Origin of the sequence: Vibrio maritimus (genome assembly GCF_021441885.1) — a bacterium.
Lineage (GTDB): Bacteria > Pseudomonadota > Gammaproteobacteria > Enterobacterales > Vibrionaceae > Vibrio > Vibrio maritimus_B.
On sequence record NZ_CP090439.1, the window covers coordinates 763,049 to 782,795 of the forward strand.

The window sequence follows — 19,747 nt, forward strand, 5'->3', positions numbered from 1 at the left end:
TTACTTATCCTTTAATAATTTCACGTAGTAGACGGGCAAGACCGTCTTCATTGTTATTGGTTTTACAGGTAATTTTTGCGCTCTTTTTTACCGTCTCGTCAGCATTTTTCATCGCCACACCCAACCCTGCGTACTCAAGCATTGAGATGTCATTGTGGTTGTCTCCTGCGGCAATAACGTGGTGTGCCTCGTAGCCAAGTGCTTTTACATATTGTCCGAGACGTTTACCTTTACTGTTGCCCTTGGCAGCAAAATCGATTCGATTTGACCAAGAGCGCTCACCATTAAAATTGCGCTTAACCCAAGGCTGCTCGGACAACCTTTGCACTGAGCTTGGTGCGCCTTCTACAACAAACTTCCAGACATACTCGCTTTGCTCGGCTAACTCGCTAAAAGAGTCAATTCTTCGAATTCGAGGTTGTTGTTCTTGAGGAAATCGTCCCGCCCAAGATTCCAGCGCTTGCATGTAAGCGATAGGGTTAGCTCGGCTGTATGTCATCTCATGGGTTACATACATCACCAGTTTCATCTGAAACTCGGTCGCTAGCTCGATAAAACGCTGCGCATCAGATTTGGCTATCGCGTTATGCTCTAGAACCTCATCCTTTTGATAGTCATAAACATAGGTACCGTTGCAACAAATGATTGGTGTCGTTAACCCCAATTCCTGGTAGAACGGCTTCGCTGCCGTATGATGACGCCCGGTGACAATAACAACGTGACAATGTTGCTGAGCACGTTGAATTTCTACTTTCACATCGGGGTGAATCGTATGCTCGTCCGTTAGAACCGTTCCATCTAAATCCAGTGCAAGTACCTTATACATCTCGTTACCTCTGTCCGTAGTAGGCGTTGTCGCCGTGCTTGCGCAAATAGTGTTTGTCAGAAAGCTCAGGTTGAATCTTAATGCCGCTGTTGAGTGAGCGAGTGGCGAGAGCCATAGCGGAAATCTCTTCCAGAACGACAGCATTGTGCACAGCGTCGTGACCATTTTTGCCCCACGAGAAGGGCGCATGACCGGCGACTATGACGCTAGGAATAGACATAGGGTCTATTTCACGCTGAGCGAACTCTTCAACAATGACCAAACCCGTATTGCGCTCATACTCCCCTGCAATCTCGGCTTTAGTTAGCTTGCGAGTACAAGGAATATCCCCATAGAAATAGTCGGCGTGAGTAGTGCCAAGTGACGGTATGTCTATCCCAGCCTGGGCCCAAATAGTCGCGCTGCGCGAGTGTGTATGAACAATGCCACCAATCTCAGGGAACGCACGGTAAAGCTCTACATGAGTATCGGTGTCGCTGGATGGGTTTAGATCCCCTTCAATACGGCGTCCCTCAAGATCGATGACCACTATGTCGTCGACTTTCATGTCATCGTATTCCACACCAGAAGGCTTGATGGCAATAACGCCCAACTCTCTGTCAATTTCAGAGACATTGCCCCAAGTAAACGTCACCAAACCGTATTTAGGTAAGGCTAAGTTTGCCGCTAGGACTCGTTGTTTTAACGCTTGATACATAACGCCTCCGTTACGCCATTTCAGCGGCTAACGCTTCATCGATAACGTGATAGATGTCTTCTTTCGTTTTGCAGCGACGCAGTTTGTCGAGATCAACGCCAGTTTCACTGTCTTCATCATCGAGTACTTGCGTTACCTCCATTAGCCCTTCCATGTGCTCATCTGAAGAGCTGCCAGCTAGAGTAATGAGAACATCGACTGGCTCATCTTCACCTTCAAAGTAAACAGGGGTATCTAGCGTCACTAGCGCAAATGCCGTTCGAACAACACCGTCTTCTGGTCTTGCATGAGGAAGGGCGAGATTTGGAGCAATACAGATGTAAGGACCAAGCTTCTCTACGCTACTGATGATAGCGGTATGGTACGAAGGCTTAATTGCACCAGAGGCAATCAGCATATCCGTTCCTAGCGTTATCGCTTCTCGCCAGTCAGTCGCAGAGGCGTGAAGTAGAATAGAGTTGTTTTCGATCAGGGATTGCTTCAGGGCCATGTTATATCTCCTTTATTGGGTCAGGATTTACCTGACCCATTTCAATAGGTTGTTATTATTTTTGAGTGGCAAAGTTGGTGTTGATAATGTCGAGGAGCTCATCACCAAACGAGTTAGGGTTCAGCATGTTTTGCACGCCAAGTACAAACTTGCCTTCACCTGGTTCCATCTCTGCTGAGAGGTGTTTTGAGGATACTATGATGTCGGTCGACGCTAGCTTCGACTTGTAGTCAGAAACCGCGCATGAATCCATAACGTGTGGTACACCTTTCTTCTCTAGGTATTTACCGATCTTCATCTTCATCATCATTGATGAGCCTTGACCGTTACCACATACCGCTAGAATGCTTACTGGGCGCACGCCATCGCTTGCTTCAATCGCTTTGTTTACCGCTTCAATCACTTCTGGCTCTTCAGTCACAGTTACCGTGCCTAAGGCATCTTCTTCTGCACGAAGTGTGCGTGATGCGAAGAACATGTAGACACCAGCTAGAGCAACGAGAACGAAGAAGAACATGCTAGACGTTGATAGACCTTGCATGATTGGTGGGAAAATCAATGCCCAGTCAGCCATACCCATCCAGCCACTGAATTCGGTGCCTTGCTGCGTGAACAAGTGAATTGCCCAAGCCGAACCCACTACTTCGATGATGCCCATCACGAAACAGATCTTCATCACCGCTTTCCAGCCACCGAAGTGGTTTGCGAACACACCGATCGTCGCGTTTGAGAAGAACATTGGGATAAAGCCAGGAATGATCATGATTGGAGCATCAAACGCCAGCATTGCAAGTACCGCAACGAATTGACCGATAGCACCCCACATGAAACCAAACACCATCGCGTTTGGAGAGAATGCATAGATAGCCGCACAATCGATGGCCAATACAGCATTAGGAATAACGCGCTCTGAAATACCTTTAAATGCTTCTGAAAGCTCGGCAACGAACATACGTACACCAGCAACAATAACCTGAATAGCAACCGCAAACTTAAGACCAGTTTCTAGGATGTAGATAGTCCAGTGTGTGCTGCCTGCCATGGTTTGTAGATTATCCAAACCGAATGACAACAGGATAATGCCGAAGAATACCGTCATTACGATAGCCGTAGCCGCAATGCTATCGTGGAAAATGTGCAACCACTTAGGGAGTTCAAGTTTGTCAACGCTGTCATTTTTGTCACCTAGCTTCGGTGCCACTTTAGTTGCAATCCACGACGCAACTTGCTGTTGGTGACCGATTGAGAAGCCCGCACCACCGGTGACCTCTTCAGTAGGCTTGAACATGATGTTGGCGGAAATACCCCAATAAAGCGCCATCAATACAGCGGAATAAATGATGGTTTCCCACATGGTTGCGCCAAGCACGAAATAGAATACTGCAATCAAACCCGCTTGCTGGAACATGATGTGTCCGGTCAGCATGATGGTTCGAATACCAGTCACTCGGCGGAAAAGAACGAGTAGGATGTTGATCGCCAGTGCGAGTAATACCGCATAGCCAACCCAGGAGTAGTTGTCGCCCATGGTTTCCATCGTTGCCATCATTGACGTGTAAGGGTCAATGACGGAGCCGGTCAGCCCATGGAACTCTGAAAGTTTCTCAATCACTGGTTTAAAACCAGCAACAAGTGTGCCCGCTCCCACTTGTACCAGCATGAAGCCGACAATAGTTTTGATGGTGCCTTTAATTATTGTGGTGCCGTCACGTCTAAGTAGCCAGTAACCAATACAAGTTACCAAACCCAGTAGTAGCGGCGCTTTTGTCATTACTTGACTGTAAAATATGTAGAAGATGTCGTATAGAAACTCCATATTCTTGCCCCTTGGTGATGTTTTATATTTATGTGTAGGTCAGAAATTTTCTGTGTTGTTTTCACTGATATCTGTTCAGCTTTTGCTCACACAATAAACATTACCAATCATAAGTAATCATTCAATGCTCATTTGTGATTGCTTTGATTTTTGTCAATTTTCGTTTGTGGGAAACGTATTTTTTGCCACACGGATCACCATAAAATCAAACAAACCTTACAAAACAACAACTTATAATATTTTGGTGACTCACATCCCACTTTTAGTTGTACAGAATTTGACACTCACTCATGAGCAAAATACAATCATTAAAAGTCATAAATAATCACCAAGTAATCACTTGATGACCAATTGGGGTGATAACATGAATGAATTACAACGACATGATGGAATTCTGTCGCTTCTTGATGAGAAAAGAGTCATCAACGTTGCGCACATTATTGAGAGTTTTGATGTCTCACCAGCTACGGCACGACGTGATATCGCTAAACTCGATGAGCTAGGAAAGCTAAAGAAAGTCAGAAATGGCGCTGAACGCATTGAGGCAAAACGTAAAAACTGGAGCCCTCTTAATATCGACACTACTGACCACTATCACGAGAAGTCACGTATCGCCGTAAAAGCAGCGTCTCTTTGCCAGCCTGGGGATAGTGTCGTGATCAACTGTGGTTCTACCGCCTTTTTGTTGGGGCAAGAACTCTGTCAGCAAGACGTGCAGATCGTAACCAACTACTTCCCACTCGCAAGCTACTTGATAAATGAAGATCATGAAGACGTGATAATTATTGGTGGTCAGTACAACAAGGCACAGAATATATTCTTAAACCCTTCTCCCAATTCACTTGGCGGCTATGCCGGCCATTGGATGTTTACCAGTGGCAAAGGCTTAACAGAAGCTGGGCTCTATAAAGCGGACATGCTGACAGCGGTATCAGAGCAACAAATGCTCGAGCAAATCGACAAATTGGTCGTTGTGGTAGATAGCTCAAAAATCGGCAATCGTACCGGCATGCTGTTTTGCCCATCCAACAAAATAGACATTCTAATAACCGGCAAAGATGCTGATCCTGCCGTGATTGAAGCCATTCAAGATGGCGGTACGGAAGTTCTACTGGTTTAAATAAAAACAAAGAAACAACAATCTAGCCCAAGTGTTCCTTTCATTTAAGGAACGCTCGGCACCCTACATCCAAAATTAATCCAATTTATTGAAATAAAAGGTATTGTTATGAGCAACGTAAACGAAATCACTCGCGAATCATGGATCCTAAACACATTTCCTGAGTGGGGAACTTGGCTAAACGAAGAGATTGAAAACACCAAGGTAGAGCCGAACACTTTCTCTATGTGGTGGCTAGGCTGTACGGGTATCTGGCTAAAAAGCGAAGGCAATACCAATGTTTCGATCGACTTTTGGTGTGGCACGGGTAAGAAAACTCAGAAAAACCAGTTTATGAAAAACCAGCATCAAATGATGCGTATGGGTGGTGTAGAAGCCCTTCAGCCTAACCTTCGCACAGCGATCTTCCCTCTTGATCCTTTTGCTATCAAAGAGATTGATGCGGTAATGGCTTCACACGATCACGCTGATCATATCGATGTTAACGTAGCGGCAGCGGTTCTTCAGAACTGTGGCAGTCACGTGAAGTTCATCGGTCCACAAGCCTGTGTTGACCTATGGATGGGCTGGGGTGTGCCAGAGGATCGTTGCATCGTTGCTAAAGTTGGTGATGTGTTGGAAGTCGGTGATATGAAGATCCGTGTGTTGGACTCATTTGACCGCACCGCTTTGGTCACTCTGCCAGAAGGTACCTCTTCGTATGACAAAGAGATTTTGGACGGCATGGACAAACGTGCAGTCAACTATCTGATCGAAACGTCTGGCGGCAGCGTTTACCATTCAGGTGACTCTCACTATTCAAACTACTATGCCGCTCACGGAAATGAGTACCAAATCGATGTCGCCCTACTCTCTTACGGTGAAAACCCTCGCGGTGTGACCGACAAAATGACGTCATCAGACATTCTACGCGCCGCTGAGTCACTTGATTGTGAAGTAGTTATGCCATTCCACCACGATATTTGGGCGAACTTCCAGAACGATCCGCGCGAAATTGAGGTGCTGTGGAACATGAAGAAAGATCGCCTTCAATACGGTTTTGCTCCCTTCTTCTGGCAGGTAGGTGGTAAATATACCTATCCAACAGATAAAGGTCGTATGCACTACCAACACTTCCGTGGATTTAAAGATATCTTTAAAAACGACCCAGAGCTGCCATATCGCGCTTTCCTATAACACACCAAGGGGGACTTTTTCGTCCCCCCTTTTTTTGTTCAGAAAGGAGAGTCTATGTTACTCAGGGAGTTTAAACATCACTTTGCGCTCGGTGATATCGAAGGCGCTATCGCTCTTAGAACTAGCCACTCAAGGGGATACTACCTGCTCGTCATGAGCTCTAAATGGGGAGTGAATAGCTTCCTTGAAACAGGTCGCGACCTAACACCACGCCTATTTAAAACCCGTAGAGCCTTACTCAATACCGCAAACGCGATAGGTCTTGGTGCACATCAGATAGAGGTGCGAGATGAAATATAAGCTTGTAGCGATCGATCTCGATGGCACCCTTCTGAACTCTCAAGGTGATATTTGGCCCGAAGTCGTTAAACAGATTAAAACCCTGTCTAATGATATACATTTTATCCTTACGACAGGACGCCATCACTCGACCGTCGTGTTTTATCACCAACAATTAGGTCTCCAAACACCCATTATTTGCTGCAATGGCTCTTATCTCTACGACGTTACCAGTGACAGATATAGCTACGAAAGCGCAATCGATAAAACCGACGTAGACCACTTCCTTTCTAGATCTGAGAACTTGGATCTCATTGCCTACGCCGATGACAAAATCATATTGGAATACCGTCACCCTGCTAACTACATCAACAAACTTGAAAAGTGGGGAGAGCACCTTCCTGAAGGCTTACAACCCAAAATTATTCGGGTCGACAGCGTAAAAGAAGAGGTCGTTGAGGCTAAGCAGGTTTGGACTTTCGTGACCGAGGGAACTGAGCAAGAGATATCGAGTATTCAGAATGATAGTCGTATCGTAAACCAGTTCAGCTTTGAACAGTCTTGGTATAACCGAATTGGATTTAATCGCAAAGGGAACAGCAAAGGTGTTCTGCTCTCAAAATTGATGACTGCTATGGGTATTTCACCCTTCGAAACCGCAGCGGTAGGTGACAATGACAATGATGTTTCGATGTTTGACGCTGTTGGTCTGCCTATCGCCATGAACAATGCAACCGATAAGCTCAAGCAACAGGCTCGCTATATAACGACTAGCAGCAACGATGATAACGGTATGCTAGAAGCACTCGATTTCATCAACAAACAATAAGGGAGAGCATTCGCTCTCCCTTGTGAAAACTCAATCAAATATAGCGATGCTCTGCCTGCTCACCGCCACTAATTCTCCCCGATTATTCCAAATATTCGCCTGCGCGTGGGCGTAGCCTTCAGCTGCCTGACGCGTGTGTGATTGATAAGCAAACCAATCTTCAGGCTGAACGGGACGATGAGGATGAATAAACTCTAAGTTCCACATCATAGAGCTCGCTGGCGCTGGTGTATCCATCATTTGCAGTACGCCGGGAGGCCATGCGTCGACTAAGCAAATGAGATGCGCATCAGAGATGAGTTTTGGTGCCACTTTAAAGCGCATCCAGCCCCATGTGTGGGAGTCTTTACTCCCGGTGAAAGGTAGATGTCCGCGAGCTAACGCTAAATCAATATGAGAGGTGTAGTTTGGCGCGCCCTGCTCGATGGTTGGAAATCTAGGAAGATCATCAGGCACTGGCATAATGTGGTTATCGTTATTTTTAACGACAATGCTAGAGTCACGATCTGCACCAAAACAACCTTGTTGGAACACGGCAACCTTACCGTTTTGAATCAGTCGCGCACTCAGTTGAGAGACACTTTTTCCTTCACGAAGTACTTCTACTTCGAAGGTAAACGGCACATCTACGAGTAAGGGTCCGACAAAATTTGTGTTGAGAGACCGTAAAACGCGCTCCCCACTAAGATGAGACTGCATCACGGTATACAGCAATGATGCGGATAATCCACCAAAAACCGTACGTCCTTGCCCCCACGACGCAGGGATCGACATATGCTCACCAGTTTGCGCGCAGAGCTTGGCTTTTGCTATTAATTCGTCGAAGTGCATCCCCACCACCTTATGTTAACGCCTTGTTACTTAACAATAACTGGTCGGATGGGTTGCTGCAAGAGGCGTAGCCTAATTTTGTTACACTTCACACACATATTGGATTAACATTTTATTATTAATACGTACAAACCATTAACCAAAGAGTCTCTATGGACGTAAAAGCTGATAACACCTACCCAACGGGTTTAATTCACGCAATCCAACTTGATGGGCAGGGCGGCCTAATCCCATGTGATGAAGGGATCAATAAGATCTGGCAAGAGCGAGAGAAGACTGTTTGGCTGCATTTCGACTACAGTGTCGCCAGGACGGTTGACTGGATCACAGAGCATAGTGGTCTCAACGAGATAGCGATTGACGGCTTGACCAGCGAAAACAGTCGCCCGCATATTTTGAAAAGAAAAAACAATGTGGTTGCTAACTTTAGGGCTATCAATCTCAATCCAGAATCCGATCCTGAAGACATGGTCTCACTAAGGATTTGGACTGATGGAACTCGGATACTTAGCACGCGACGTCGTCCGCTAATATCCACCAAAGAAGTACTCGAGTCGCTGGAACGCGGTGAGGGCCCTCAAACAGTTCCAGAGCTGCTCATCAACTGGCTTGACGCCATTACCGCGAAACAAGAAAGTAGTCTTAGCCGGCTAGAAGATCATGCGCTTGAGCTCGAAGAAGCGGACTTTACCTCGAGCAACAACGATTATCGAGAGCAAGTCAGCCAATTGCGTAAGGTCTGTATCAAACTTCGCAGACATCTATCTCCCCAAAAAGAAACCTTGAATCAGCTCGCAACCTCTAACTTAGAGTGGCTCAACGAGCTCGACAGTCTCAAGATTAAAGCGCTGCTCGATAGACAGTTGCGCTGCCTTGAGAACATCGAAATGCTACGAGAGCATTCGATTTTGATGATGGACGAGCTAAATGCTATCGACGCGGAGACGCTTAACCGACGCACCTACGTATTCACAATCATCGCTGGATTGTTTCTGCCCCTCGGGTTTTTCACGGGCTTGCTAGGCATCAATGTAGGTGGTATGCCAGGGACAGAGAATCCTTTTGCATTTTGGATGGTTACCGCTCTGTGCGTCTTGTTTGGGGCAGGCTCTGTGGGATGGGCATTGGCCAAGCGTTGGCTGTAGCGTTTCGATCACCATTGACGAGTGTAGAATGATTATTCTACACTAGGGATAGTATAATCATTCTACCTTGTGGTGTTTTCTATGTCGCAACAACAAATTGCAGAGAATCTAGAACGTGCTTTTTCACAAAAAGGGTTCGCTGAGCCGAGTGTCGCTGAGCTAAAAGCGCTGTCTGGCGTAAGCATGCGCACTCTGTACAAATACTTCCCCTCCAAAGAGAGTATGGTCGTTGGCGCATTGGACTATCGCCATCAACGCTATCTGGCGTTACTAGAGCAGTGTGCACAGCACAGTGGCCTAGACGCTACACTTGCTGCGTTTGACGTTCTTGGCAGCTGGATGAAAGAACACGCCCCGAAAGGCTGCCTTTCAGTCAATGCTCTTGCCGCTTTTCCTGACAACGCGGACATAAATTCGACAGTTGAAAGGCACAAACAACAGGTTATCGATTTACTTGCCAAATTAAGTGGACGAGATGATCTCTCTCATGCTCTTTTTGTATTGCATGAGGGAACGACAACCGCTTATCCCATTTTAGGTGAATCGGCGATTACCGCTGCCAAAGTAGCCATCACTACTTTATTTACCACTAATTCAACAAGCTACTAAGAAGGAATCCACCTATGAGCACGGTAATGACTGGCGTACAGCTGATTGGTCATGGCGAGCTAGACCAGCTAGACATTCGAAACGATATTCCCGTACCAGCGCCTAAAGCCGATGAAGTTCTGATAAAAGTCAGTGCGGCTGGCGTCAATAACACAGACATCAATACACGTATTGGTTGGTACTCAAAAGGTGATAACGACAGTGAAGACGCCAGCTGGGATGGCAAAGCTCTGGAACTACCACGAATTCAAGGTGCAGATGTATGTGGTCATATTGTCGCGGTAGGTTCAAATGTAGACGCAAGTCGCATTGGCGAACGCGTACTAATTGATCCATGTCTACGTTATGTCGATGGTCAAAAACTTGAGCATTTTTGGTACTTTGGCTCTGAGTGTGATGGCGGATTCGCGGAGTATACGACTGTAGACGCTCGTCAGGCTTACAGTGTAAATTCAAGCTACACCGACACTGAGCTTGCGTCATTTCCATGTTCTTATTCGACCGCAGAGAACATGTTAACGCGCGCTAACGTTGCCGCAGGCGATGTCGTGTTGGTAACCGGTGCTTCTGGTGGCGTCGGCTCGGCAGCGATTCAGCTCGCCAAAGCTCGCGGAGCGAAAGTGATTGCCGTTACTAGCGAATCTAAGGCCGCTACACTGCTAGAGATCGGTGCAGATAAAACCGTCTCGCGTGGTCATAACTTAGTGGAAGCACTGGGAAAAAACAGCGTGAACGTCGTCATTGACCTCGTTGCGGGGCCTCAATGGCCGGAACTGCTAGACGTGATGGCGCCAAAAGGGCGCTACGCCGTTTCAGGTGCGATCGGTGGACCTATGGTTGAGCTGGATGTTCGTACCTTGTATCTCAAGGATCTTTCTTTCTTCGGTTGTACCGGACTAGAAGACGAAGTGTTCCCGAACCTAATCAGTCGAATCGAAGCCGAAGAGATCAAACCGCTGGTGGGTAAGACATTTGAACTTGCCGAGATTAAACAGGCTCAAATCGAGTTTGTTGAGAAAAACCACATTGGCAAGATTGTTCTGAATGTGAGCGCGAAATAACACGATAGAGGTGAAGCATTCACACTGAAACACTCGAGGGCGCTTAGGCGCCCTCTTTTCTTTGATTATTTTCTTCTCGCTGGCAGCATATCCGTCATAGAGCCTTCTACGACTTCAGCGGCAAACGCGAACGTCTCTGCTAGCGTTGGGTGTGCGTGAACCGTATGAGCAATATCCTTCGCTCGGCCACCTAGTTCAAGCACGGCTGCAGCTTCATGAATCAACTCTCCGGCATTTTCTCCGCAGATACCAGCACCAATAAGTGTGCCTGTGTGTTTGTCGAACAGCGCTTTCGTTACCCCGTTAGTGGCATTAACACTTTGCGCACGTCCACTGACTAACCAAGGCACTTTACCAACACTGTATTCCAGCCCTTGCTCTTTCGCTTCTTTCTCTGTTATCCCTACCCATGCAACTTCAGGGTGGGTATAAGCCACTGAAGGAATCGCAGCTGGAGTGAAGGTGGAATCTAAACCCGCTATCACCTCAGCTGCCACTTTACCTTCGTGCGTGGCTTTGTGCGCAAGCATAGGGCCTTTGACTATGTCACCAATCGCGTAGATGCTTGGCACATTAGACTGCATCTTTTCGTTCACCTCGATTAGTCCCTTCGAATCCGTAGTAACGCCTATGGCTTCAAGGCCGAGATTCGATGTGTTTGGCGCGCGACCAACCGCGACAAGCACAGCATCAAATAACGTTGGCTGTGGTGCCTTCTTCCCTTCAAAACTAACTAAAATACCCTCAGCTTCAGCGCTCATCTCTGTGACTAGCATTTTGGTTAAGATTTGGTAGGTTTTCTTGGTCGCTTTTTGTAGCGGCTGGATAATGTCCTTATCTGCACTCGGAATGATGTGATCTTGCGCCTCCACTATGGTGATCTTGGATCCAAGCGCTGCATAAACCTGAGCCATTTCAAGCCCGATAATGCCACCACCCACGATAAGAAGGTTTTCGGGGATCGTTGACACCTCAAGTGCGTCCGTCGAATCCCAAATACGTGGGTCATTGGGTGCAATAGGCAGAGGGATCGATTGCGAGCCAGTAGCGACGATCGCGTGTTTAAACTCAATTTTTTGTTCACTTTCCCCATTCACAACCAGACTGGTGGGAGAGATAAACTGTCCTACTCCCTGAACACGAATCACTTTTCTCGCCTTGGCAAGATTCGCGATACCTTTGGTCAGGTCAGCTATCGTCGACTGCTTGTACTCACGCAGCGCGTTTATATCCACCGTCGGCTCACTGAACGTAATTCCCATAGATTGACCGTGTCTTGCTTGCTCAATCAACGACGTAGCATGAAGCAAGGCTTTGGATGGGATACAGCCAACGTTGACGCAGACACCACCTAAGGTCTCTCTGCTCTCAACAATGCATACCGAGAGCCCTAAGTCGGCTGCTCGAAAAGCTGCGGTATAACCGCCGGGTCCACCACCGAGTACGGCAACATCTACGTTGATAGAATCCGTCATGCTATCTCTCCTTCTATATCTGGCTGGGTTTGCGAGTATTTTTCAAAGCGAACCCCAGTATAGACTGGTTAAATGTCTGAGCAGTGTTAATTTTTGTCGGTAAGTGACCTAGGTTTCAAACTTCCCTTTATCTGTCATAAATAGCGGTTAGTATTAGCGCTCTTGCAAAAAACAAATGATTCACGCTACCAAACATGCGAAACAAAGCACTACTCACTATCTTGTCCCTAGCTCTTTCTGGTTGTTCTTCTTATCAAATGAACCAGTTAGGATTTCGTTCGTCTCCTGTTAATGTATACCCAAACTACATGAACACTATCGAACTTTGTGAGGTTGCAAATGGGTATCGTCCGACTAATCAAACCATCGTTGCTGTTAGCAGTGAGCAATCAAAACGCAATCTTACTCATGACCGTTGTGACGACCTAGTCAAAGAGCTCTACTTCAGCCGTTTCATCAAAAGCATTACCATTACGCGTCCAGAAAAAACAGAGGAGCCGGTGCCGACTCCACTTCCCGCTAAACCGCTCCCTCACCCTGTAGTTCAGCCTCAATAGGGCTATGATCTAGCACGTTCGCTCGCTTCAGGATCCACATAGCAAGCGTCGCTGCTATCATGACCAAGGCAGCAACGGCAAAGCCTACTTCTATGAGCTGGTAGTGTGCTAGGTAGGCAATCAATATGTAGCTACCGCTCTGTGCCGCTGTTGTAAATAGTTTCATACCGCCGTCCACTCGTCCCCTGACTGAGTTATCGACGTCATGATGTAGCTTGTTTACCCTCGCAATTCGGTTCGTCGCGTTAAACAATCCCATAAACAGTGCAATAACAACGATGGATAAGGGAGAGAGCGTCATTGCCATTATGGCGAGCAGCAAACACATCATCACCATACTCGCCAGCATCAATTTTTCGTGTCTCACACGCTTCATCACTTTAACAATCGCTAATCCACATAGCATCGCACCTACACCATAGTTTATCTGCCACCAGGCAAACCACTCGCCCGATACCAAGTTCTCTGATAGATAAATGGGCACTAACTTCGACAAGTACGTCATCATTGGGTAACTCAAGCACGATAAGGCAATAAACAAAAAGAACAGTGGTGATTGACTGAATATTCGCTTCGACTCTCCCAATTGCTGGTGGAAACGGACAACGTTCGCCGTTTTTCTCGAAGTCTGATGCCGAATCGCCATAAAACACAGTAGGGCTAAAGCTGTGAGTGCACTTGTGAGTATTGCGAAGCGATCAATTGTCCAGACTTCCAATAACCACACGCCCATACCTCCGGCACTCAGTGTGGTTATCTGCATGACAATTTCTTGCTGGCTCGATACTCGACCATATTCACTCGGCTTGTATAGCTCCTGAGTAAATGCCCCGTTAGTTGACCACGCTAAATCACTAGCTAGCCAAAATACCAACAAACACGAAGCGAGGATCCAAATATTTACTCCAACAAACCAACTAACTACGACAACGCTGATGGCTGATAGCATTTGGATTAGCTGAGAAACAGCCAAAATATGTTTACGAGAGTAACGATCAATTGCGGTTGCGAAGAACGGAGTAAACATAAAAGAGAGCAGCGTACAGACTAAAGTCACGGCGGCGAGAAATGTGCCGTTATTCCCTTCACTTAATATGGACCAAGGCAATGCCATGAGCATCATTCCCGATGCAATTCCATCAAACATCAATCCTGATAAGTGTAACCTTCTATTGTTCATTGTCGCTTCTCCCTGTTCCTGTGACTGAAATCAAGGATAAAAGCTCAACTTAACTTGAGGTCAAGCTATAATTAGAAGAAAAATAAGGAGAAGTTATGGAACTTTCAGTTGGCCAGGTCGCCAAACGTGCAGAGGTTGCGGTCTCCGCACTGCATTTCTATGAGCAAAAAGGGATGATTACCAGTTGGCGTAATCAAGGCAATCAGCGTCGCTATGACAGTTCTGTGTTACGACGAGTCGCTGTTATCAAAACTGGACAACAACTAGGACTGAGTTTAGAAGAGATCAAACACGCCCTATCTAGTTTGCCTCTCAATCGAGCGCCTTCGCAAGAAGAGTGGGAACAAATGGGTAAAAACTGGAAAGAGATTCTGGATCACAAAATTTGGCTAATGACCAAACTCAGAGATGAGCTAGGAGAATGCATTGGCTGCGGCTGTTTGTCGATGTCGCGCTGTCGTTTACGTAATCCACAAGACACGCTTGCAGACACACTCGGAAATGGCGCGACCTTATGGAAATCTGAATAGACGCTGTACGAGTCCCATTTAAAACGACTTAAACTAAAATGTCCTCTTCTTTGAGTTTAGGCGCGAACGTAATAATTTGTTTGTTGTAACTGAAGGTCGCAGGCCCGTGTGTAGACTTAGTCGTGACTTTTTCGTCATCAAACTGAACTGTGACCCTAGTGTGCGTTTGAACTAAAGACTCTACCGTATTAAGTTCTAGTTTGGCGTACAGTTCGAGTTCGATACGCTCTTTCTCTTCATTAAGTTTATCTATCGCTTCAGTGTCAGCGCTGTTTAATGCTGCAAGTTCAGCGTTCTGCTCTTCTGTGCGTGATGACTTCGGAATCTTCTTCAACTCAATCTCACGACGAATCGACACCATTTTTTGTTCTTGAAGTGCCGTATATCGAGATTGTAGCTCCTCAAACTTTTCAGCATAGTGTTTGTAGTTTGCGAACGCCTCAATATAAGTGGCCGTATCACCCTCAACACCAAGTTGGTTACAGATAACTTTGCCACCGACCTTAGCCTCACCACCACTAAGCGTACCTTGTTTCTTGTTTCCACCAGTAACCAGTAGATCGCCGCTACAAGCGATGTCGTTATTCAAACTATGTACAGTAAACTGAACGTCCCCACGCGCCTTGATGGTGGCAAACTGCGCGTAGTTTGCGACAACATCACCACCAGACTCTATATGGCAAGACTTGGGTTCACCGTCATCTACATTGTGTCCGATGATGCCTTTTGCAATGGTTATATCGCCCTTCGCTTTAAGAGAAGCAGATTCAACGAAACCGCCGACAGTGATTGCCCCCGTCGCGGTCACTTCCATATTAGGTTCAACGTTTCCAGATATAACAACACTACCTTTGAACTTGATGTGTCCAGTGGAAATATCAACTTTACTCAGACAAAGCGCTTCATCAATTTCAACGCCTGATGCTTTAATAACAGGCATTCCAGACATGGTAGAGAGTAACGTATTAGGATTGTCAGGCGAAAAGCGAGTTCCGGCCCCCGGCTTTAATGGCAGATCTTTCACTGGACGAGGTGGAATGATAGCCCCTGTGACGGTGTATCCATTCTCACCTGGTTTAGCTGGAATGCGGCGCATCACTTGTTCGTTCTCACCAACAGTGACTACAGCCCCGAGATCTCGCATATCTACCTTGCCATTTGGTCCCGAAGCTTGAGGCTTCAATACCCTATCTTTAGGGTCGGCAACCAACGGAATAAACTGAGCATCTTTGCCCTCTTTTGGTCGCTTGCCTATTGCTACAGGCTGGGTGTAGCTTTCGCCACTTTTAAGTTGCTGACTCAACAGCAGCACCTTCTTCAGTGCTTTCTTATTAATGCCTTTTACGACACGAGCCTGAGTTAGCGCAGAAATGATATCCGTTGGCGTCAAAGCATCACCACCATAAGCACCTTCAACCTTGATACTTGCCAACATATCTTGCTCACTGAGTATGACCTCAGCCGTTGCATTTTTCACTTGAGCAAGTGTTAGCCCTGAAAAAGCGTCGCCTTTAGCGGCTTGGGCAGATTTGATAAATTGAATGACCGAAGTCTCATCGACAAAGAATGCGTCTGCATTTAACTCTTTTAATGCATTTCCTAGCAATGCGACTTCCAAAGCCAACCCCTGCTCATACTCTTTAGGTAGCTGAGCAAAGACTTGTTTTTGATCTGATGAAAGGCTGAGTACACTTTTCCACATGATTGACGATCATTTCCTTATGCGATTTCACGCTCGCATACAGAATGCGAATGTGATCATGCTTCAATAACTATCAATTATATTAGTGAAGTCTCACTACTGAGACTACATGAGTTTTCTAAAACTACGGGGGCGCTCACGGTAATTAGTTCAATAGTTTGAACGTCGTAGGAGAAACATTGTTCGGTATGTCCAGCAGTCATCAACAAGGTCTCGTCGATTTACACTGTAAAAATAGAGCGTCAATTTACACTGTAAAAGCATAGGTAGCTTTACAGTGTAAATCAGGGAAAGAGACTATTTACACTGTAAACGTTCAATGAGCTGCTTTAGTTGTTGACGAAAAGCCTGTTCTGTTTGCTTTCTTCCAGTAAAGCCAAAGTGCTTTGCAGCCTGCTCCCAATCCCATTCTTGAGCTATGACGGCCACTACTAGCAAAGGAAGCTGCTCATTACATTGAAGCAGTGGCAACAGAAACGGGCGAACTGTGTTGAAGGCATTACCACCCTCTGCATAGTTAATGACGAGAGGATGGATGCACGCAGCTTCTTCATGGTTGATAGACTGAGATAGCAACAAACCTGCCAACTCTGGAGAAAGCGCTTTTGCCGATGAACGAAGCCAGAAAGGCAACGACTGACGATATAGGTCAAAAGCCTGCTCATACCATTCATGGCTTTGGTCAGAAATTGGAGAAACAAATGTCGCGCTATAGGTACCGCTTGCCTTGTCTCGTGAGCTACCTAGGCGAACAGCAGAAAAATGGTTTTGACTCCAGAACTGAACAAGCTCACTCGTCGCACCAAATGTTGTTGCTAAGTAATCAACCTCTCTGCATAGGCTTTCGCGTAATCGGGTCAACATTGAACTACCAATACCTTGCCCCTGCAAAAGTGGGTGCACCGCTATTCGCATCACTCGAGCACAGCTTTGTAGTGCAGGAGCTTCCAACGCCAAATGGTTGCACAATTCAACCGGTACGAGATGACCTGCGGGACGAGACTTTCCTAGATAGATACGTTCAATGAGCTCACCTTCCAACTGCCCTTCTCTATTCACAAGCACGCTACCAACCACCAAATCTCGATGTTTAATAGTGTACAAACTCATGTTGGGGTTATTGAGTAACAGCATTAAGTCATTTGGAGAGGTTTGGTAATGAGCATTCACCAACAAAGCAAATGCACTCGACAATGTGGCTACCTCTTGCATTACCTTGTCTTTATTCAGTAGCTCCCAGTGAAGTTCTGTCTCATGAATACGTTCGCCAGACAATGCATCTGGCAATTCGCTCAACTCGGCATTCAACAAAAACGTCTCTTTTGACCAATGTTCTAATGGGTCATCGACATTCCAGCGAATAGGTTGACTCAAATGGAGAGTACGAGAACCTTTTCTGTTCTCCAATAGCCAAGGTAGAAACTTCAGACTGAACCCACGACCACAACCTTCATAACCATAAATGGTGGTACTTATCACTAGACGATGGTAGCAGTCGACAATCTGTTTAAGCATAGGAATTGGAATGGCCGCCGCTTCATCGACAAACAACAAATCACAACTTGGTAGCGTGTTTAGCAGCTCATCAGGTGCAATAGAGTTAAGTGTTACTGTCGAGCTATCGACATCGGACTTTTCTAACTCAGATTCAAAATGAAAAATGGCGGAAGCTACAGCGGCTTTGTTTGGTGCGGTAATAATTACGTCCAGTGGTCTTATCGATGCAAGTCTCGCTGCAGCGATACCCAACGCGCTGCTTTTACCTCGGCCTCTATCGGCAGTCATGACAAATGGACGTTTACGATGTCCTGTCAGGACTTGTTGAATATGGTCAATTGCGAGTTCTTGCTCAATATAAAGATTGGTTTTAGTGCCGGACTCAGCTTCTTCGGTACTCCAATACTCTGAGCTATTCTTCATATCAGCACTGTCTTGCTCGATAACAGGCAGTTGTTGTAATGCTGATTGCAACCAAGTGTTCGCTGATAAATCGCCGCTTATTAAGATGATTAGCAAACCACCACCGACCAGCGTCCCCACCGCGGCATTAAAACTGTTGGCATCGAAGTCACTACCACACTCGACAATGATTAACTTAGAATCTCGGCCAAGAATACGCTTGCCTTGATTCGACGGAAGACACGTGAAACCATCAATTGTGTGCTTTCCTATGTAGAAGCAGGACTCTGATTCAAGATTAGTATTACTGACTAATGTGGACACTAAGCTATTTTGCCAACTCCCCTCTCCTCTCAAGACGACAGTCGCGCGGTGGTTAAGGGAGTCGGCAATATGAAGTTGGCTAACGATCGCGCTCAACTGCGACTCTAGCAAAGATGTATTCGATTGGTTTGGCATAAACGCATCATAGTGGAAGACTTATACCAATATTAACATAAAAAAATACCCCGCTGATGCGAGGTATTTGCTATGCGAAACGCGCAATGTTTATTGCATTTTGTCTTTCAAGAACTCGAGAATTTCTTCCATCGTCTTGTCATCAACCTTTTTAAGATTGATCGCCAGATTTGGACCTTTTCTCGTGTAGCTAGCGCGCCCTTTCACCAAGTCAATCTTGCTAACTTTTGCGCGCTTAGGTGGTGCGAGTTCATGCATCCAAGCCTCAAGAGTTTCAGAGACTTCCTTAGTAATGCGAGCGACACCTTGCGCTCGGCTATTCTGCCAAACGTAGCCTTCTGAATCCTGGCAACGTTCAATGAGTTTGACTTGGTTGTCCTTGTCTAGCTCGCTGAACTGCTTGTGAAGACGAACAATGGTAGGACGCCCTAAGTCACTCACGTTTGGGTAAGCTTGTAATAGTGGTAACGGCAGATCTGCCGCTTTCAAAGCGCCACTGACTAACGCTTCACTGCACTGGAACATCTTAGCCAACGCCTTTTGGTCTTCGGCTTCACCACTCTCTAATTTAGCCAGCATCTCTTTGCCTTTCTCGTAAAGAGACAGTGGCTTGTGGGCATTTGCTACGTCAGACAAGAACTTGGCATGCTCTGAGTTGATGTTTTCCGCAACGTAAATCAAAAACTCTTTTTGCGCCAGGATACACGACATACGACGACGGCTACCATCAAGAACCTCGATAGTACCATCAGCCTGACGACGACCAACTGCAGGGTATTGTTGACCCTTTTCACGAAGCGTCGCCAAAACATCCGACAGAGCGTGCTCGTTCAAAAAAGATTGCTCACGCGCGTTCTCTTGAAAAACAAACGTCTTAGATTCAACCTGGTCAGCAGGAATACGGACCAGTTCAAACGACACAAGCTCTTCGCCCGCTACAGAAAGCTCAATAACTTGCGCCTGTTCTTTCGCTGCAGTCTGCGCTTCTTGAGGTGTGGTCGCGCGTCGTTTGTTGGCTTTGCCAAACAGTTTTGCATTTAGTTCTGAAGTTTTAATTGCCATGTGT

The 19,747-nt window shown here is 46.3% G+C and carries 18 protein-coding genes and 1 pseudogene; 9 read left to right on the forward strand and 10 right to left on the reverse strand.

Going from position 1 to position 19,747, the window contains the following annotated elements; translation table 11 throughout:
• Positions 1–4: 4 nt before the first annotated feature.
• From LY387_RS19980 to LY387_RS19995, 4 genes are read right to left on the reverse strand one after another with little or no spacing between them, the layout of a single operon-like run.
• On the reverse strand, positions 5–826 hold the full coding sequence (locus tag LY387_RS19980; RefSeq protein ID WP_234497604.1) for a Cof-type HAD-IIB family hydrolase: 822 nt from the start codon (positions 824–826) through the stop codon (positions 5–7).
• Positions 827–830: 4 nt separating this feature from the next.
• Positions 831–1,523 (reverse strand): L-ribulose-5-phosphate 4-epimerase, encoded by a 693-nt coding sequence (locus LY387_RS19985; protein WP_234497605.1) that lies wholly within the window; start codon positions 1,521–1,523, stop codon positions 831–833.
• Positions 1,524–1,533: 10 nt separating this feature from the next.
• Complete coding sequence (locus LY387_RS19990) at positions 1,534–2,013, reverse strand: PTS sugar transporter subunit IIA (RefSeq protein WP_234497606.1); 480 nt, start codon at positions 2,011–2,013, stop codon at positions 1,534–1,536.
• A gap of 55 nt (positions 2,014–2,068) precedes the next feature.
• The gene (locus LY387_RS19995; protein WP_042474967.1) at positions 2,069–3,829 is read right to left on the reverse strand and encodes a PTS ascorbate-specific subunit IIBC; all 1,761 of its coding nucleotides are present in this window, start codon (positions 3,827–3,829) and stop codon (positions 2,069–2,071) included.
• A 364-nt stretch (positions 3,830–4,193) separates the two neighbouring features.
• On the opposite strand from LY387_RS19995, the gene ulaR reads away from it, so the two are divergent.
• The 4 genes from ulaR (at position 4,194) to LY387_RS20015 (ending at position 7,233) form a co-directional block, all read left to right on the forward strand.
• Entirely contained in the window at positions 4,194–4,949 is a 756-nt protein-coding gene (gene ulaR / locus LY387_RS20000) for an HTH-type transcriptional regulator UlaR (protein ID WP_234497607.1), read from the forward strand.
• 108 nt (positions 4,950–5,057) lie between these two features.
• Positions 5,058–6,125 carry an L-ascorbate 6-phosphate lactonase gene (ulaG, locus tag LY387_RS20005; RefSeq protein WP_234497609.1) on the forward strand — a complete coding sequence of 356 codons (1,068 nt, stop codon included), beginning with the start codon at positions 5,058–5,060 and terminating at the stop codon, positions 6,123–6,125.
• A gap of 54 nt (positions 6,126–6,179) precedes the next feature.
• A complete protein-coding gene (locus LY387_RS20010) occupies positions 6,180–6,425 on the forward strand; it encodes a hypothetical protein (RefSeq protein ID WP_234497611.1) in 246 nt (81 codons plus the stop codon).
• A complete protein-coding gene (locus LY387_RS20015) occupies positions 6,415–7,233 on the forward strand; it encodes a Cof-type HAD-IIB family hydrolase (protein ID WP_234497612.1) in 819 nt (272 codons plus the stop codon). Before LY387_RS20010 ends, LY387_RS20015 begins: the two co-directional genes overlap by 11 nt.
• Before the next feature lie 30 nt (positions 7,234–7,263).
• Here the strand turns inward: LY387_RS20015 and LY387_RS20020 are convergent, their stop codons facing one another.
• Positions 7,264–8,064 carry an acyl-CoA thioesterase gene (locus LY387_RS20020; RefSeq protein ID WP_234497613.1) on the reverse strand — a complete coding sequence of 267 codons (801 nt, stop codon included), beginning with the start codon at positions 8,062–8,064 and terminating at the stop codon, positions 7,264–7,266.
• A gap of 152 nt (positions 8,065–8,216) precedes the next feature.
• Between LY387_RS20020 and LY387_RS20025 the strand changes: the two genes are divergently transcribed.
• The 3 genes from LY387_RS20025 (at position 8,217) to LY387_RS20035 (ending at position 10,879) form a co-directional block, all read left to right on the forward strand.
• Positions 8,217–9,209: a zinc transporter ZntB gene (locus tag LY387_RS20025; protein ID WP_234497614.1), complete on the forward strand. Its 993-nt coding sequence runs from the start codon at positions 8,217–8,219 to the stop codon at positions 9,207–9,209.
• An 81-nt stretch (positions 9,210–9,290) separates the two neighbouring features.
• Complete coding sequence (locus tag LY387_RS20030; protein WP_042474982.1) at positions 9,291–9,818, forward strand: TetR/AcrR family transcriptional regulator; 528 nt, start codon at positions 9,291–9,293, stop codon at positions 9,816–9,818.
• A 14-nt stretch (positions 9,819–9,832) separates the two neighbouring features.
• Complete coding sequence (locus LY387_RS20035; protein WP_234497615.1) at positions 9,833–10,879, forward strand: alcohol dehydrogenase family protein; 1,047 nt, start codon at positions 9,833–9,835, stop codon at positions 10,877–10,879.
• A 54-nt stretch (positions 10,880–10,933) separates the two neighbouring features.
• Here LY387_RS20035 and lpdA read toward each other — a convergent pair.
• Positions 10,934–12,354: pseudogene (lpdA, locus tag LY387_RS20040) on the reverse strand (dihydrolipoyl dehydrogenase); the annotation flags it as partial.
• Positions 12,355–12,548: 194 nt separating this feature from the next.
• Here lpdA and LY387_RS20045 point away from each other — a divergent pair.
• Positions 12,549–12,911: a hypothetical protein gene (locus LY387_RS20045; protein ID WP_234497617.1), complete on the forward strand. Its 363-nt coding sequence runs from the start codon at positions 12,549–12,551 to the stop codon at positions 12,909–12,911.
• Here LY387_RS20045 and LY387_RS20050 read toward each other — a convergent pair.
• The gene (locus LY387_RS20050; RefSeq protein ID WP_234497618.1) at positions 12,874–14,091 is read right to left on the reverse strand and encodes an MFS transporter; all 1,218 of its coding nucleotides are present in this window, start codon (positions 14,089–14,091) and stop codon (positions 12,874–12,876) included. The genes LY387_RS20045 and LY387_RS20050 overlap by 38 nt on opposite strands.
• 95 nt (positions 14,092–14,186) lie before the next feature.
• Between LY387_RS20050 and soxR the strand changes: the two genes are divergently transcribed.
• The gene (soxR, locus tag LY387_RS20055; protein ID WP_128648144.1) at positions 14,187–14,621 is read left to right on the forward strand and encodes a redox-sensitive transcriptional activator SoxR; all 435 of its coding nucleotides are present in this window, start codon (positions 14,187–14,189) and stop codon (positions 14,619–14,621) included.
• Between the two features lie 28 nt (positions 14,622–14,649).
• On the opposite strand, the gene LY387_RS20060 is transcribed toward soxR, so the two are convergent.
• The 3 genes from LY387_RS20060 to LY387_RS20070 form a co-directional block, all read right to left on the reverse strand.
• Positions 14,650–16,323 (reverse strand): DUF342 domain-containing protein, encoded by a 1,674-nt coding sequence (locus LY387_RS20060; protein WP_234497619.1) that lies wholly within the window; start codon positions 16,321–16,323, stop codon positions 14,650–14,652.
• Between the two features lie 297 nt (positions 16,324–16,620).
• The gene (locus LY387_RS20065; RefSeq protein WP_234497620.1) at positions 16,621–18,681 is read right to left on the reverse strand and encodes a GNAT family N-acetyltransferase; all 2,061 of its coding nucleotides are present in this window, start codon (positions 18,679–18,681) and stop codon (positions 16,621–16,623) included.
• Positions 18,682–18,771: 90 nt separating this feature from the next.
• On the reverse strand, positions 18,772–19,743 hold the full coding sequence (locus LY387_RS20070) for a ParB/RepB/Spo0J family partition protein (RefSeq protein WP_234497622.1): 972 nt from the start codon (positions 19,741–19,743) through the stop codon (positions 18,772–18,774).
• Positions 19,744–19,747 lie beyond the last annotated feature (4 nt).